This is a genomic window from Amycolatopsis rhabdoformis (assembly GCF_035918295.1).
Lineage (GTDB): Bacteria > Actinomycetota > Actinomycetes > Mycobacteriales > Pseudonocardiaceae > Amycolatopsis > Amycolatopsis rhabdoformis.
This window is the reverse complement of record NZ_CP142149.1, coordinates 4,381,709-4,397,447: the sequence shown is the minus strand read 5'-3', so window position 1 is coordinate 4,397,447 and position 15,739 is coordinate 4,381,709. Positions and strand designations below refer to the sequence as shown.

General features: G+C 72.0%; 7 protein-coding genes, 1 pseudogene and 1 riboswitch. Of the genes and pseudogenes, 7 read left to right on the top strand and 1 reads right to left on the bottom strand.

Annotated features, from left to right (window positions below):
* Positions 1 to 387: 387 nt before the first annotated feature.
* Positions 388 to 1,164, top strand: coding sequence for a hypothetical protein (locus tag VSH64_RS20050; protein WP_326837163.1), 777 nt, complete (start codon positions 388 to 390; stop codon positions 1,162 to 1,164).
* 172 nt (positions 1,165 to 1,336) lie between these two features.
* On the opposite strand, the gene VSH64_RS20045 is transcribed toward VSH64_RS20050, so the two are convergent.
* Positions 1,337 to 2,074 (bottom strand): ArsR/SmtB family transcription factor, encoded by a 738-nt coding sequence (locus tag VSH64_RS20045; protein ID WP_326837981.1) that lies wholly within the window; start codon positions 2,072 to 2,074, stop codon positions 1,337 to 1,339.
* Positions 2,075 to 2,848: 774 nt separating this feature from the next.
* Here VSH64_RS20045 and VSH64_RS20040 point away from each other — a divergent pair.
* The 6 genes and pseudogenes from VSH64_RS20040 to VSH64_RS20015 form a co-directional block, all read left to right on the top strand.
* Positions 2,849 to 4,189 (top strand): MFS transporter, encoded by a 1,341-nt coding sequence (locus VSH64_RS20040; RefSeq protein WP_326837162.1) that lies wholly within the window; start codon positions 2,849 to 2,851, stop codon positions 4,187 to 4,189.
* 243 nt (positions 4,190 to 4,432) lie between these two features.
* Complete coding sequence (gene ileS, locus VSH64_RS20035) at positions 4,433 to 7,612, top strand: isoleucine--tRNA ligase (RefSeq protein ID WP_326837161.1); 3,180 nt, start codon at positions 4,433 to 4,435, stop codon at positions 7,610 to 7,612.
* 137 nt (positions 7,613 to 7,749) lie between these two features.
* Entirely contained in the window at positions 7,750 to 9,393 is a 1,644-nt protein-coding gene (locus VSH64_RS20030; protein ID WP_326837160.1) for a penicillin-binding transpeptidase domain-containing protein, read from the top strand.
* A 52-nt stretch (positions 9,394 to 9,445) separates the two neighbouring features.
* Positions 9,446 to 10,141, top strand: a complete 696-nt coding sequence (locus tag VSH64_RS20025; protein WP_326837159.1) for an ArsR/SmtB family transcription factor — start codon at positions 9,446 to 9,448, stop codon at positions 10,139 to 10,141.
* Between the two features lie 96 nt (positions 10,142 to 10,237).
* Positions 10,238 to 11,716, top strand: coding sequence for a potassium/proton antiporter (locus VSH64_RS20020; RefSeq protein ID WP_326837158.1), 1,479 nt, complete (start codon positions 10,238 to 10,240; stop codon positions 11,714 to 11,716).
* Between the two features lie 922 nt (positions 11,717 to 12,638).
* Positions 12,639 to 12,753: riboswitch (SAM riboswitch) on the top strand.
* A gap of 40 nt (positions 12,754 to 12,793) precedes the next feature.
* Positions 12,794 to 14,122 (top strand): annotated as a pseudogene (locus VSH64_RS20015) (aminotransferase class V-fold PLP-dependent enzyme); the annotation flags it as partial.
* Between the last annotated feature and the right edge of the window lie 1,617 nt (positions 14,123 to 15,739).

Sequence of the window (15,739 nt, the reverse complement as noted above, 5' to 3'; positions counted from 1 at the left end):
GTGACACCGTGATCGGCGGCGGCGGTGGTCGGCGTTCGCCGGCGAGTGCCAGCTCCGGATTCGACGGAAGGAATCTCGGCGAAGCCGGGGCTCGTCACGCCTCAACTCGCAGAGAGGCTGGCCGTCATTGCTGGACTTTGCGAGGAGAGGCGGCTCTAGGCGGGGCGGCTGTCGGGAGAGTCCGGTCTCCCGGTGAGTGGTCGGTTTGGGCGGTTCGGCGCAGTGATCGACCGTCTGGCGAAGAGCACCGTGTGGGTGCGGTGGCGGCGCGGGTGTGGATCTTGGGCGTGGGCCGCGCGGTGGGGTGGCCACGGAATGCAGCCGGTGCGGTACCCGGCGTGGGCGGGTCGTGGCCCGGGATTCGGGGTTCGCGTGCTGTAATTCAGCGTGCTCTACATCGTCCTCGTACTGGTGGTGGCGGCGCTCGCGCTGCTCGTCACGGCGCTCATCACGGCCAGCTCGCTGTGGGCGTGGGTCTCGATCGGTCTGTCGGTGCTCGCGGGCCTGATCCTGCTGGTGGACTGGCTGCGCCGGCGGAACCGGCCCGAGGCCGCCGAGGCCGAGCCGGCTGTCGTGAAGGCCGAGAAGTCCGAGGCCTTCGATGCCGAGCAGACCGCGCTGCTGCCGTCGACCGGTGTGCTCGGCGATCCGGCCGAGGTACCCGAGCCCGAGATCGAGCCGGAACCCGAAGCCGCGGCCGAGGCGTCGAAGCCGGTGGATGCCGCGCAGCCCGTCGAAGCCGATGCCGATGCCGCGAGGACCCAGCAGCCGGAAGCCGACACGAGCACGACTCCGGACGCGACCGAAGCCGCGGCAACGTCCGGCACCGCCGCCGCAGGTGCAGCGGCCGCCGGTGCCTCGCTCGCCGCCGAAACCGCCGGCACCACCGACGAACCAGCCGCCGCGACCACCGACAAGACACCGCCCGTGCGGGAAACCCCTCCGGCCGAGGAAGAAACCAGCCCGGAAGACCTCGCGGTGGTCAAGGAACTCGAAGACGAGGTCGTCGTGGTCGACGAGTACCCCCGCTACCACCTCGTCGACTGCGCCTGGCTCTCCGGCCGCGACCCGATCCCCATCGGCGTCGGCGAGGCCCGCCAGCTCGGCTTCACCCCGTGCGCCCGCTGCGGCCCGGACGCCGTCCTCGCCGCCGCGCACCGCTGAGCTATACCGTCGCGCGAAGCAGGCATCGCTGGATCTGGGCGAAGCAAGCGAAGTCATGCCTCTTAGTGGTGAATCGGCGGGCTCGGGTGGTTCGGTGCGACGGGGTAGACCGCTGGGACATCAGGCCCGCACGAAAGCCTCGCGCCAAAGCCCGGACCGTTGGACTGCGTGCCTAGATCCCCAGGATTTCGCCCAGTGCGGCACTTCCCGCGTCGGTCAGGCGGACTGCGCGGTGGGCTTCGGCGCGGTGGCGGAGCCAGCCGGCGTCGAGGAGGCGGTGGGTGAGGGCCGCGCCGAGGGCGCCGGCCAGGTGGTGGCGCTGTTCGCTCCAGTCCAGGCAGAAGCGGAGCAACGGGCGGCGCGCCGAGGACGCCGCGGCGAGGTCGACGCCGAGCGCGCCGAAGACGGTCGCGGCGGAGGGGCCCAGGGCGTACGGATGATCGGGCAGCTGAGCGGAAATCCGGTCGCCGGGGCGGCGGGCGGTGGTCGGGTCACCGTCCACAGTGATCAGTGCGCCGTGGGAGACCAGGGCGGCGGTGAGGGTGACGCCGAGGCGTCCGGCGACGTGGTCGTAGCACGTGCGCGCGGTGCGCAACGCCTCCGCGCGGGTGCCTTCGCGCAGTGAACGCACCGGTCGCGGCGGGGAGAACCGCGCGAGGGTCTCCAGGAGTTCGGGGGCGGCGCCGGCCAGGCGGTAGAAGCGGTGGCGGCCCGAGCGTTCAGCGGTGACGAGCCCCGCCGACAACAGCTTCGCCAGGTGCGAGCTGGTGCCCTGCGCCGAGAGGCCCGCCTCGGCGGCCAGCACGGAGGCCGCCAGCGCCCGGCCGTCGCCCAGGGCCACCAGGACGCGCACTCGCGCGGGGTCGGCGAAGAGGGCCGCGGTCGCGGCGATGTCGGCGTCACCATCCACAGCACTCACCGTCCACATCCGTCACATCCGCACCATCCACACCCGTCACCATCCTCGGCGCTGGCCATCCACGCCGCTCACGATCGGCGGCCGTCCACTGCCGGCACCATCCTGTGCGGTCAAGGTCGGCCGCGCTCACCATTCGCCCCGCTCACCGTTCAGGTCGTCACCCGCGCCGCTCACGATCAGCGGTCGGCGCGGTCCTCATCCGGCACCATCCAGTGCGGTCAAGGTCCGCCGCGCTCACCATCCACGGCACTCACCTTCCGCAGCGATCACCGTCCAAGGCCACCAACCACGCCGCTCACCATGCACTGCGGTCAAGGTCGGCCGCGCTCACCATTCGCCCCGCTCACCGTCCAGGTCGTCACCCACGCCGCTCACGATCAGCGGTCGGCGCGGTCCTCATCCGGCACCATCCAGTGCGGTCAAGGTCCGCCGCGCTCACCATCCACGGCACTCACCTTCCGCAGCGATCACCGTCCAAGGCCACCAACCACGCCGCTCACCATCCACCGCGTTCAAGGTCTGCCCCCTCAGCGCTCACGATCCACGCCGCTCACGATCAGCGCCCGTCGCCGCCCGCACCCGTCACCGTCCACCCCGCTCACCATCCACACCACTCACCGTCCGGGTCACCATCCACGCCCGCACACGATCGGCGACCGCCACCGGCCACACCCACCCCCGGCAGCACTCACCACCCGACCCCTCCAGCCTGCACCCACAACACTTCCACCGCGACGGAACCATCCCCGAGGTCAACTGGACGGCATGAGACCGGCCCTCCTCCTCACCCTCTGCACCGGCATGTTCCTGGTGCAACTCGACGTCACCGTCGTCAACGTCGCCCTCCCCACCCTCGGCGCGCAGCTGCACGCCGGACTCACCGCGCTGCAGTGGGTGGTCGACGGGTACTCGGTCGTGCTCGCCGCGCTGTTGCTGGCCGGCGGCGCCCTCGGCGACGTGCTCGGCCACCGTGGTGTGGTGCTCGCCGGGTTCGCGGTGTTCGGCGTCGCGTCCGCTGCGTGCGGGGTGGCGCAGGCGGCGGGCTGGCTGATCGCCGCGCGGGCGGTGCAGGGGGTCGGCGCCGCGCTGATCCTGCCGGGCACGCTCGCGGTGATCAACCGGCAGTGTCCGGATCCGGTGACGCGGGCGCGGGCGCTGGGGGTGTGGGCCGGGGTGTCGGCGCTCGCGTTGCCGGCCGGGCCGTTCCTCGGCGGTCTGCTGGTGTCCTTCGTGGGGTGGCGGCCGGTGTTCTTGATCAACGTCCCCATCACCGCCCTGGCCGCGGTGGCCGTGTGGCGGCTGCTCGAGCCCGGGGTCCGCAAGCCCGGGCGCGTCGACGTGGCCGGCGCCGCCACGGCCGCGCTCGCTCTCGGGGCCGGCGTGTACGCGGTGATCGGGCACCAGCCCCTCGTCGCCCTGCTCGCCGTCGTGGCGGCGGGCGCGTTCGTCGCGCGGGAGCGCCGCGCCGCCGACCCGATGTTGCCGCTGTCCCTGCTGCGATCCCGACGTACCGCCGGCGCCACCGTGATCTCCGCCGCGATGAACTTCGTCGGCCTCGGTTCGGTGCTGGTTTTCACGCTCTACCTGCAGGGCGTCCTCCACCTGTCGCCCTGGCGAGCGGGCCTCGCGATGCTGCCGTTGTTCCTTCCACTGGTCCTGCTCAGCCCGCTCAGCGGCCGTCTCGCGGCGAGGACGCCGCGGCTGCCGATCGTGGCCGGCCTCGTGCTCGGCGCGCTCGGCCTGGCCGGCCTGCTGCGGGTGGACGCGACCACGGGGTACGCCACCCTGCTGCCGGCCTTCGTCGTGTTCGGCATCGGCATGGGGCTGCTCACCGCGGCCGTCGTGACGGCCGCCGTCGCCGACGCGCCGAAGGAGCGCGCGGGGATCGCCGGCGGCATCAACAACACCGCGCGCCAGGCCGCGGGCGCGCTCGGGGTCGCCGTTTTCGGTGCGGTAGCAGGAGATCCGGCGAACCAGGCGCACTTCGAAAGCGGCCTGCGCACCCTCGGTCTCGTCGCGGCGGCCCTGTGGCTCGCGGCCGCGGCCCTGGCGATCCTCACCACCGGAGCCCGGGCCTCCGAGAACACAGTTGCGCACTCGGGCTAACCTGGTACCAGCAAGGCGTCGATCCGGCCATCACCGGGGAGCCTCCGGAAGAACAGGGCGCGCGCGTCCCCAGTAGACCCGGACGGGGCGGCCCGTCACAGCCGAAACGAGTGGCCCGGCGAGCACCACCGGCCGGGCAAGCGGGGTGGTACCGCGTGACGCGCGAGCGTCTCGTCCCCGTGTGGGTGACCGGTAGGCGCCGGTCGTCCGTACGAGAGCGACGAACGCGAGGAGCGCACCCCGATGTACCCGAAGGCCCAGCTCGACGGAGAGACCGGCGAAACCGCGGTCCCGTCGCAGCCGTCGTTCCCCGCGCTGGAGCAGCGCGTGCTCGAGTACTGGGAGACGGACCGGACGTTCCAGGCCTCGATCGAAGCGCGCCCGGCCGGCGAAAACGGCGACAACGAGTACGTGTTCTACGACGGCCCGCCCTTCGCCAACGGCCTGCCGCACTACGGGCACCTGCTCACGGGGTACGTGAAGGACATCGTCCCGCGCTACCAGACGATGAAGGGCAAGCACGTCGACCGCCGGTTCGGCTGGGACACCCACGGCCTGCCCGCCGAGCTCGAGGCGATGCGCCAGCTCGGCATCACCGAGACCAGCGAGATCGAAGCGATGGGCATCGCGAAGTTCAACGAGGCCTCGCGCGAGTCCGTGCTGCGCTACACCGACGAGTGGCGCGAGTACGTGACCCGGCAGGCCCGCTGGGTGGACTTCGACAACGACTACAAGACGCTCGACGTCACCTACATGGAGTCGGTGCTCTGGGCGTTCAAGCGGTTGTGGGACAAGGGCCTCGTGTACGAGGGCTACCGCGTGCTGCCCTACTGCTGGCGCGACGCGACGCCGCTGTCCAACCACGAGCTGGGCATGGACGCCGACGTCTACCGCAACCGCCAGGACCCGGCGGTCACCGTCGGGTTCCGCCTGGAGGGCAACGACAACGAGCTCGACGGCACCTACCTGCTGATCTGGACGACCACGCCGTGGACGCTGCCGTCCAACCTGGCCACCGCGGTGCACCCCGAGGTCGACTACGTCGTGGTGGAGAGCGAAAGCTTCCCCGGCAAGCGGTTCCTGCTCGCCGAGGCCCGGGTGGAGGCCTACGCGCGCGAGCTGGGCGAGGAGCCCACCGTCGTCGCGCGCTACACCGGTGAGCAGCTGCTCGGAAACCGTTACGCGCCACCGTTCCCGTACTTCGTGGGCACGGAGAACGCGCACCGCGTGCTGGCCGCCGACTACGTGACCACCGGCGACGGCACCGGTGTCGTGCACATCGCGCCCGCCTACGGCGCCGAGGACAAGGTCGTGACCGACGCCGCCGGCATCACCCCGGCGACGCCGGTCGACGCCCACGGCAAGTTCGACGCGACCGTGCCCGACTACGAGGGCCAGCAGGTCTTCGACGCCAACCCGAACATCGTGCGGGACCTCAAGAACGGCACGGGATCGGCGGCGCAGCAGGGTGCTCTGCTGCTGCGGCACGAGACCTACGACCACTCCTACCCGCACTGCTGGCGCTGCCGCAACCCGCTGATCTACCGCGCGGTGTCGTCGTGGTTCGTCGCGGTCACGCAGTTCAAGGACCGGATGGTCGAGCTGAACCAGCAGATCACCTGGTACCCGGACAACGTCAAGGACGGCCAGTTCGGCAAGTGGCTCGAGAACGCCATCGACTGGTCGATCTCCCGCAACCGCTACTGGGGTTCGCCGATCCCGGTGTGGCAGTCCGACGACCCGACCTACCCGCGCACCGACGTCTACGGCTCGATCGACGAGCTGGAACGCGATTTCGGCGTGCGGCTGGACAACCTGCACCGCCCGTACATCGACGAGCTCACCCGGCCCAACCCGGACGACCCGACGGGCCGGTCGACCATGCGCCGCGTGCCCGAGGTGCTCGACGTGTGGTTCGACTCGGGCTCGATGCCGTATGCCCAGGTGCACTACCCGTTCGAGAACGCCGAGTGGTTCGAGCACCACTACCCGAGTGACTTCATCGTGGAGTACATCGGGCAGACGCGCGGCTGGTTCTACCTGCTGCACGTGCTCGCGACGGCGCTGTTCGACCGGCCCGCGTTCCGCACCTGCATCAGCCACGGCATCGTGCTCGGCTCCGACGGGCAGAAGATGTCGAAGTCGTTGCGGAACTACCCGGACGTGAACGAGGTGTTCGACCGCGACGGGTCCGACGCCATGCGGTGGTACCTCATGGCGAGCCCGATCCTGCGCGGCGGCAACCTCGTGGTCACCGACCGGGGCATCCGCGACGCCGTGCGCCAGGCCGTGCTGCCGCTGTGGAACTCGTACTACTTCCTCGCCCTCTACGCCAACGCCGGCGGCGTGGAAGGCAAGTGGCGCACGGATTCCGCGCACCTGCTCGACCGCTACGTGCTCGCGAAGACCCACGAGCTCGTGACCGACGTCGAGTACGCGCTGGACAGCTACGACATCGCCGGCGCGTGCCAGACCGTGCGCGATTTCCTCGAGGTGCTCACGAACTGGTACGTGCGCCGCTCGCGCGACCGCTTCTGGGCGGGTGAGCAGGACGCGATCGACACCCTGCACACCGTGCTCGAGGTGACCTCGCGGGTCGTGGCGCCGCTGCTGCCGCTCACGACCGAGACGGTGTGGCGCGGCCTCACCGGCGGCCGTTCGGTGCACCTCACCGACTGGCCGAGCTCGCTCGACCTGCCGGCCGACGCGGCGCTGGTCACGGCGATGGACCGGGTGCGCCAGGTCGCGTCGACGGCGCTGTCGCTGCGCAAGGCCAACAAGCTGCGCGTGCGCCTGCCGCTGGCCAAGCTGCTGGTCGCGACCGAGGACGTGGAGGCGCTGCGCGAGTTCACCGACATCCTGCGCGACGAGGTGAACGTGAAGTCCGTGGAGCTGACCAGCGACGTCGCGGCGCACGGTTCGTTCGAGGTCGCGGTGAACGCGCGGGCGGCCGGGCCTCGGCTGGGCAAGGACGTGCAGAAGGTCATCAAGGCCGTGAAGGCCGGCGACTGGACCACGACCCCGGGCGGCGCCGTGGTGGCGGCCGGGGTGGAGCTGCTCGACGGCGAGTACGAGCGGCGGCTCGTGGCCAAGGACGCCGGCGCGGCGGCCGAGCTGCCGGGCGGGTCGGGGCTCGTGCTGATCGACACCGAGGTCACCGAAGCCCTGAACGACGAGGGCATCGCCCGTGACCTGGTGCGCGTGGTGCAGCAGGCCCGCCGAGAGGCGGGCCTCGACGTGAGCGACCGCATCGCGCTCACGGTCGACGCGCCCGAGGACGTGGTGACCGCGGTGAAGAAGTTCGAGGAGTTCGTGGCCTCGGAAACGCTGGCCACGTCGGTGACCTACGGCGACGCGCCCGACGGCTTCGAAGGCACCGTCGGCGAGGGCGTGAAGGTGCGCGCGGCGGTCGAGAAGGCGTAGTGCGACGGCCGTCCCGGCGTTGATCACGAATCGGCGTCGGGACGGCCGCTTTCTCACGTGTAACGCCCTTTGTCCGTGAGCGATGGGCAAGCTGGGCCGAGTGCGCGCACGCCGCACGGCCTGGGGGAGAGTCGCAAGTGAGTCCTGCCGGTAAGAGAGCCGTCCTCATCGGGGGCGCGGTCGCGATGGTCGCGATCGTCGTCCTGGCGGTGGTCCTGCTGACCGGTGGTTCGCCGGCGCCCGAGGCGGCGGCCGCGGATCCGACGGAGAGCACGGTCGCGGCGGGACCCGTCGCGCCGGACCCGACGTCGGCGGCGCAGCTCTACCTCAAGGACTTCGCGGGCAGGGACACCGACGGTGCGAGCCTGCTCACCGACGACCCGCACGCGGCGGCCGCCGCGCTGCGCGACGCCTGGTACACGCTCAAGCCCGACCAGGTGCAGGCCAAGCTCGGCAAGGTGAGCGACGCCGCGGCGACCGCGGCCAAGAGCACCGCCGCATACACGCTGACCTGGGACCTCGGTCCGGGGCATGTGTGGTCCTACGACGGCAGCCTCGACCTCGTGCACTCCGGCGACAGCTGGCGGGTGCACTGGAGCCCCACCGCGCTGAACCCGAAGCTGCAGGCCGGCCAGCGGCTCGTGATCGCGACCGCGGCGGCCGACCAGACCGCCGTGGTCGACCGCGACGGCAAGCCCGTGGTGATCGCCGGCCCGGGCGGCACGCACCTCGACCCGGCCGCGAAGTTCCCGCTGCTCACCCAGGCGCTCACCGGTCAGGGCAGCGCCTCACCGTCGGACACGTTCGCGGTGCAGCGCGTGGACGCCGGCGGTAAGGTGCTCGAAACACTCTTCGGCAAGACCGAGAGCGGGCAGGCGGCGCAGAAGTCCACGGTGAGCATCGCCGTGCAGAACGCCGCCCAGTCGGCCGTGGACTCCTACCGCGGCAAGGCCGTGATCGTCGCGATCCAGCCGTCCACGGGCGGGGTGCTCGCGGTGGCGCAGAACGCGGCGGCGGGCACCGGGCCTTCGGCGCTGAACGGCCTGTACGCGCCGGGTTCGACGTTCAAGATCGTGACCGCCACAGCCGCGCTGGAAGCCGGCCTGGTCACCAAGGACTCGCAGGTGCCGTGCCCGCTCACCGCGCACATCGGCACCCGCACGATCTCCAACGAGGGCTTCGACCTGGGCACCACCACGGTGCACCGGGCGTTCGCGCACTCGTGCAACACCTCGTTCGGCCAGCTCGCCTCGCAGCTCCCGCCGGACGGACTCGCCAACGCGGCGAACCAGTACGGCCTCAACGCCGACTTCGAGATCCCCGGTCTCACCACCGAGCTGGGCAAGGTCGGCCCCGCCGGCAGCGCCGACGAGCAGGTGGAGGACGGGATCGGCCAGGGCACCGTGCAGGTGAGCCCGTTCGGTGAGGCGCTGATGGCCGCGACGGTGGCCGCGGGCAAGGCGGTGACGCCGAAGCTGTGGCTCGACGCCGACTCCGCCACGACCGTGAACGACGGCTACCGCGCGCCGTCGGCGAGCGTGCTGGCCTCGGTGCGCGCGATGATGCGTGAGGTCGTGACCGGCGGCACCGCGACCGGCCTGGCGCGCTCGGGCACCGTGTACGGCAAGACCGGCACCGCGCAGTTCGGCGACGGGGCCGAGGCCCACGGCTGGTTCGTGGGCTACCGCGGCGACGTCGCGTTCTGCGTGTTCCTGGAGGGCGGCAACGACTCCGGCCCGGCCGTCACGCTCGGGGCGAAGTTCCTCGCGGGTGTGAAGTAGCGCTTCGGGCGGTTCGGCGGCGGCCGAAGCTTCGGGCTTCTACGGTGGAGGCATGGAGACCGTCGCGCTGGCCGAGGTGGCCGCGGTGCTCGCCGACCCGAGTCGGGCGACGATGTGCCTCGCCCTGCTCGACGGGCGCGCCTGGACCGTCGGCGAGCTGGCCGCGGCGGCGCGCATCGCCGTGTCCACCGCGAGCGAGCACGTGACGAAGCTGCACGACGCGGGGTTCGTCGCGCGGGTGAAGCAGGGGCGGCACGCGTACGTCCGCATCGCCGACCCGCGTGTGGCCGAGCTGATCGAGCACCTCGCGCAGCACGCCGAGCACCGGGAACCGGTCGGGCTGAAGGCATCGCTGCGCACGCAACGGCTGAGCTTCGCCCGCAGCTGTTACGACCACCTCGCGGGCACCGTCGGCGTCGCGTTGCGCGAGGGCCTGATCGCGCGCGGCATCGTGGACACGGGCGACGGGCTCACGCTGACCCCGGCCGGCCGTGAGGCGCTCGGCGGCCTCGGCGTCGAGGTGCCGGAGCACGGCCGGCGCCCGCTGCTGCGTGACTGTCTGGATTGGACGGAGCGGCGCGACCACCTCGCCGGCGCCGTGCCCGCCGCGATCCTGGCGCGCGCGGTGGACGCGGGCTGGGTGACCCGTGATCGGCAACGCGCGGTGCGGCTGCGGCCGTCGGCGAGCAGTCCATTCGCAGCACTCGGTGTCGATCTGACGACACTGGGTGGTAATCCAGTGTCCTAACACACCACTTTGCCCGAGTTGTCCGGTGGTGCACGAACGAGTGAACGCCCCCGTTTCTCTATCCTGGAAGCCCACGGCGACCGGGAGGGGGCGGACATGGACCAGCTTCCCGTGCTGCTCGGGATCGGCGGAGTCGTGCTGCTCGCGTCCGTGGTGGCCGTGCGCGTGTCGATCCGGCTCGGCCTGCCGTCGCTGCTGCTGTACCTCGGCATGGGTGTGGCGCTGGGCGAATCGGGCATCGGCATCCAGTTCGACAACCCCGCGCTCACCCAGTCGCTGGGGCTCGCCGCGCTCGTCATGATCCTCACCGAAGGCGGGCTCACCACGCGGTGGCCGGCCGTGAAACCCGCGCTGGGGCCGGGGATCCTGCTGTCCACAGTGGCCGTGGTGGTGAGCATCGCGGTCACCGGCGCCGCACTGCACTGGCTGCTCGGGCTCGACTGGCGCCTGGCGCTGCTGTGGGGCTCGGTGCTCGCCTCGACCGACGCGGCGGCCGTGTTCTCGGTGCTGCGGTCGGTGGGGGTGCGGCCGAAGCTCGTCGGCGCGCTGGAGCTGGAGTCCGGCATCAACGACGCGCCCGCGTACATCGCGGTGGTGGTGCTCGCGTCCGGGGCCACAGTGGACTGGACGCTGCCGCTGCTGGTCGTCTACGAGCTCGCCGCGGGCCTGGCGATCGGCCTGCTCTTCGGCTGGCTCGGCGCGATGGCCCTGCGCCGCGCCGCGCTGCCGGCCACTGGCCTCTACCCGCTGGCGACGGTGGCGGTGTGCATCCTCGCCTACTCCTCGGGCCAACTGGCGCACGCGTCCGGGCTGCTCGCCACCTACGTCGCCGGGCTGGTGCTGGGCAATTCGAAGCTGCCGCACCGCTCCGACACGCTCTCGTTCGCCGAAGGGCTCGGGTGGCTCGCGCAGATCGGGCTGTTCGTGCTGCTCGGGCTGTTCGCGTCGCCGAGCCGGCTGCTCGAGACGCTGGTGCCGGGCCTCGTCGCGGGCGCGGTGGTGCTGCTGCTCGCGCGGCCGCTTTCGGTGGTGATCTCGTTGCTGCCGTTCCGGCTGCCGTGGCGGGAACAGACGTTCCTTTCGTGGGCGGGCCTGCGCGGGGCCGTGCCGATCGTGCTGGCGATGATCCCGCTGTCACAGGGTGTCCCAGGTGCGGAACGGCTGGTGGACGCCGTGTTCGTGCTGGTCATCGTGCTCACGCTGCTGCAGGGCGCGACGCTGGGACCCTTCGCCCGCTGGCTCGGCCTCGCGAAGACGTCGGAGACCCACGAGATCGAGGTCGACTCCGCACCGCTGGACGAACTCGGCGCCGAACTGCTGCAGGTGCGCATCCAGAAGGGCTCGAAGCTGCACGGCGTGTACATCTCCGAACTGGGCCTGCCCGCCGGGGCGACCGTGAGCCTCGTCGTGCGCCGCGGGGCGGGGTTCACACCGCAGAAGACCAGCCGCCTGCAGGAGGACGACCAGCTCCTGGTGGTGACCACGGCCCGGGTCCGCGACGCGACGGAGCGGCGGATCCGCGCGGTGGACCGGGCTGGGCGGTTGGCTCGGTGGCGGGGGGAGTTGGGTCGGTGACCCGGCTTTGCTCGTGGTGATCGGGTGTTGGGTTGGTGTGGCCGGGTGTTCTGCTTCGGCGAGCGGTGAGTGTGGATTCGGCCGGTGATGTCGTGCTTGGCGGTTGTCGGGCTGGATCGGTTCGAGTGATGGAGTGGATGACCGTGTCGGGCGAGGCGGGGGCGATCTCGGGATCGATGCCGTGTCGGCGAAGGGGCTGGTTCCGGTGCAGCGGCGCGGTGATCGCGGCTTCAGCCGGTGATGTCGCGTGCGGTGGTTCTCGGGGTGGGGCTGCTTTCGGGCCAGGGGCGGATGACTGTGCGGGGCGGGTCGGCCGGTCTCTTCGTGAGTGGCGTGTCGGTTCTCGGGCCGGTGCTGGCGTGGCTGTCGGCGACCGCGGCTTCGACCGGTGATGTCGTGCTTGGCGGGTGCGGGGTCGACGGCCGCGTTCGCTTGATGAGCGCCGTTCCGCCGCAGAGCTGGCTCGGGTGCTGCGGCTGGTGGGTACCGCCGCGGAGGTGATGGCGCGTTCGGCGATTGCCGGGCTGGGCCGGTTTGTGTGATGGCGCCGACGACGGTGTCGGGCGACGCCGAGAGTCGCTCGGTGGACGGCGGATTGGGTTGGGTTGCGGCGGGCCGGCGATTGCTGTTTCGACGGGTGATGTCGTGCTCGGTGGGCCTGCTTTCGGGTGATGGGCGGATGACGGTGCCGGGCGAGGTCGAGGTCCTTGGCGGGCGCCGTTTCGCGCCGTCACGCCGGTTCAGGTGCGGTGGCCAGCGACCGTGGTGACCAGTGCGGAGTCGGGCTTTTCCTGCCCGGACTGGAGCGATCCAGCGCGCGGGGGATTCGGCGTGGTGCGGCGTTCGTGATCGTGTGAGGGCCGTCTCAGCTCGCGGGACGGCTCTGGCGTCGGGTGGCTCCGGTCGGTTACCGTCTGGGACAGGTCATGAGTGCCAGCGCGAAGCCCCGGCTTGCTGGCCGGCAACCCTCCTACCGCGGTGGGGTGCCCCGGGTGAAGACCGGGCCGGTCGCGTTGTGCGGCGGGCAAGCGCGGGCCCCTCGCCGGGGGTCCCCCGGAATGCCGAGGAGGCACCGTCATGACTCTCGCCCTGGATCGCACCGCTGACGCTACCGAAACCGTTGCCGCGCAGGGAATTCCGACCGTGGCGGGAGCGGCGCTGCGCGTGCCGCTGGTGACCGGCGGCGAGATCGGGTACGCCAACCTCGACCACGCGGCGAGCGCGCCGTGTCTCGACGCGGTGCGCTCGGCCGTCGACGAGTTCCTGCCGTGGTACGCGAGCGTGCACCGCGGCGCCGGCTTCGCGTCGCAGGTGTCGACGCGCCTTTACGAGCGCACGCGCGACATCCTGCGCCGGTTCGTGGACGCCCGCGCCACCGACACGGTCGTGTTCACCCGCAACACCACCGATTCCTTCAACCTGCTGGCGCGTTCGCTGCCGCGGCGCACGTCCGTGGTCGTGTTCGACACCGAACACCACGCGGCGCTTTTGCCGTGGCGGGGCCCGAACGTGCGGCGCGTGCAGCTGCCGCGCACGCGGCTGGCGGCGGTGTCCGTTGTGGACGAAGCGCTCGCCGACTGCCCGGAAGGGCCGCGGCTCGTGGTGGTGACCGGGGCGTCCAATGTGACCGGTGAGCTGCTGCCGGTGGCCGAGATCGCTGCCGTGGCGCGGAAACACGGCGCTCGCGTGGCGCTCGACGCCGCGCAGCTCGCGCCGCACCGCCGGATTTCCTTGCAGGAGCTCGACGTCGACTACGTCGCGCTCTCGGGGCACAAGCTCTACGCGCCCTTCGGTGCCGGCGCGCTCATCGGCCGTCCCGACTGGCTGCGCGCCGCCGAGCCGTACCTCGCCGGCGGGGGCGCGACGAAGCTCGTGACCGAGAGCGCCGTGGTGTGGAACACCGGCGCCGAGCGGCACGAGGCCGGTTCGCCGAACACCGTGGGCGTGTACGCGCTCGGCGTCGCGTGCGAGCAGCTTGCCGCGCGCTGGGACGCGGTGGGCGAACACGAGGCCACGCTGCTGGAGCGGCTGCGCAAGGGTCTGGCCGGCATCCCGGGCTGCGCCGAGCTGCGCCTGTTCGACGCGCCGGTCGACCGCGTCGGCACGGTGAGCTTCGTCGTCGACGGCTTCGAACCGGGCTGGCTCGCCGCCGTCCTCTCGGCCGAATACGGCATCGGCGTGCGCGACGGCGCCTTCTGCGCCCACGTCGCCACGAAGCGCCTGATCGGCGAGACCGGCCGCGAGGGCCAGCAGGCCGTGCGCGTGAGCCTCGGCCTCGGCAGCACCGAGGAGCACGTGGACCGCCTGGTGCTCGCGCTGCGCCAGATCGCGGCCCGCGGCGCCCGCTGGGAGTACACCAAGGTCGACGGCCGCTGGGCCCCGGTCGGTGACCCTCGCGAGCTTCCCCGTTCTGCTCCTGACGGCGCTCGCTACGCTCGACGCGTGGGGAGATCTTGGGGTTTCTGGGTACCGCTCGCACTGCTGGGCTTCGCCGAACTGATCCTCGCGGCGGTCCGCCTGGCGGTCGGCGCGGCCTGGCCGGCGGACGGCGAGTTCGTGAACCTGTGGGCCGCGCCGATGAACCGGGCGAACTACTTCGGCACGAGCGCCATCGGGGGCCAGCAGTTCCTGAGCCAGGACGCCCTGCCGACGCCCACGTACACCGCTGCGCTGGGCTGGCCCATCGCCCTCGCGGCGGTGGTGGCGATCGTGGTCGTCGGCTACGCCCGCGCCGGCACTCCGAAACCCCGGCCCGGCCGCTTCGCCTTGGCCCTCGTCGGTGGTGTGCTGGCGGTACCCGTGCTCGACCTGGCCGCCTACGCCCAGTTCGACCTCTCCGCCGAAAGCCGCGGCCCGGCCCTCACCGCGCTGGGGCTGGTGCTGCTGGCGGGGTATGAGCGCAGCCTCCTGCTGCTCGGTGTCACGGTCGTGTTCGTCGCGGTGGCCGAACTGCTGCCCGGGCTGGCGGGCGTGGTGTCGTCGGCGGTGGTGCTGCTGGTGGCGGCGTTCGTGGTGGTGGCCGGGCCGGCGAGGTGGCGCTCGCAGCCTGTCGCTGCGGCCGGCTGACGGACCGCAGGGACTGTGGGTCCGCGAAGGCGTTCGCGGCCCGCTTCCGCGATCGGCCGAGCCGGAGTAGCAGTGGTGATGGCGTCGGCGGGCGAAGCTGTACGTGCCGGCGGTGGTGCGCTCGACTGATGAGCAGGCCTCGGAGACGACGTGGCCGGGGTCGCCATTCGAGACCTGTCGCTCCGGTTCTCGAAAGAGGTTTCGTCGGCCGCCGCGACGCTCTAGCTGAGTTTGTCGCTCTGACGCGGTCGGCGAAGTGAGGTGCTTCCCCTGCCGCCGCGCCCGGTGAGCTGGGGCTCGGCGGGTGGACAGGTGATGGCGCCCGCGGCGGCCGGGCCGGAGAAGCGGCGCGTGCCGGCGGGTCTCGTGGTTCGCCGCCACGACCGGACAAAGCTGCCTGCTCGCGGCCTGCCACGGCGACCGGCTGAAGCCCGTCGCCGGGACTGGCTGTGGCGGCCTGCTTGCGGCTTGTCGTGCCGATCAGCTGAAGCCGGTCGCTGGGACCGGCTCGCGCAGCCTGCTCGCGTGCTGTCGCGCTGATCAGCGTGAGCCCGTCGCCGCGACTGGCTGTGGCAGCCTGCTTGCGGCTTGTCGCGCTGATCAGCTGAAGCCGGTCGCCGGGATCGGCGGTGGCGGCCTGCTCGCGGCCTGCCGCGCCGATCCGCTGAAGCCCGTCGCCGCGACCGGCTGAGGCAGCCCGCTCTCAACCAGCCCGCCGACCAGCCGAAGCCCGCTTTCTGCGACTGGCTGAGGTGGCTTGCTGGCGGCCTGTCGCGGCGACCGGTTGAAGCCTGCTTTCCGGGACTGGGTGTGGTGGCTTGCTGGCGGCCTGTCGCGCCGATCCGCTGAAGCCCGTCGCCGCGACCGGCTGAGGCAGCCCGCTCTCAACCAGCCCGCCGACCAGCCGAAGCCCGCTTTCTGCGACTGGCTGAGGTGGCTTGCTGGCGGCCTGTCGCG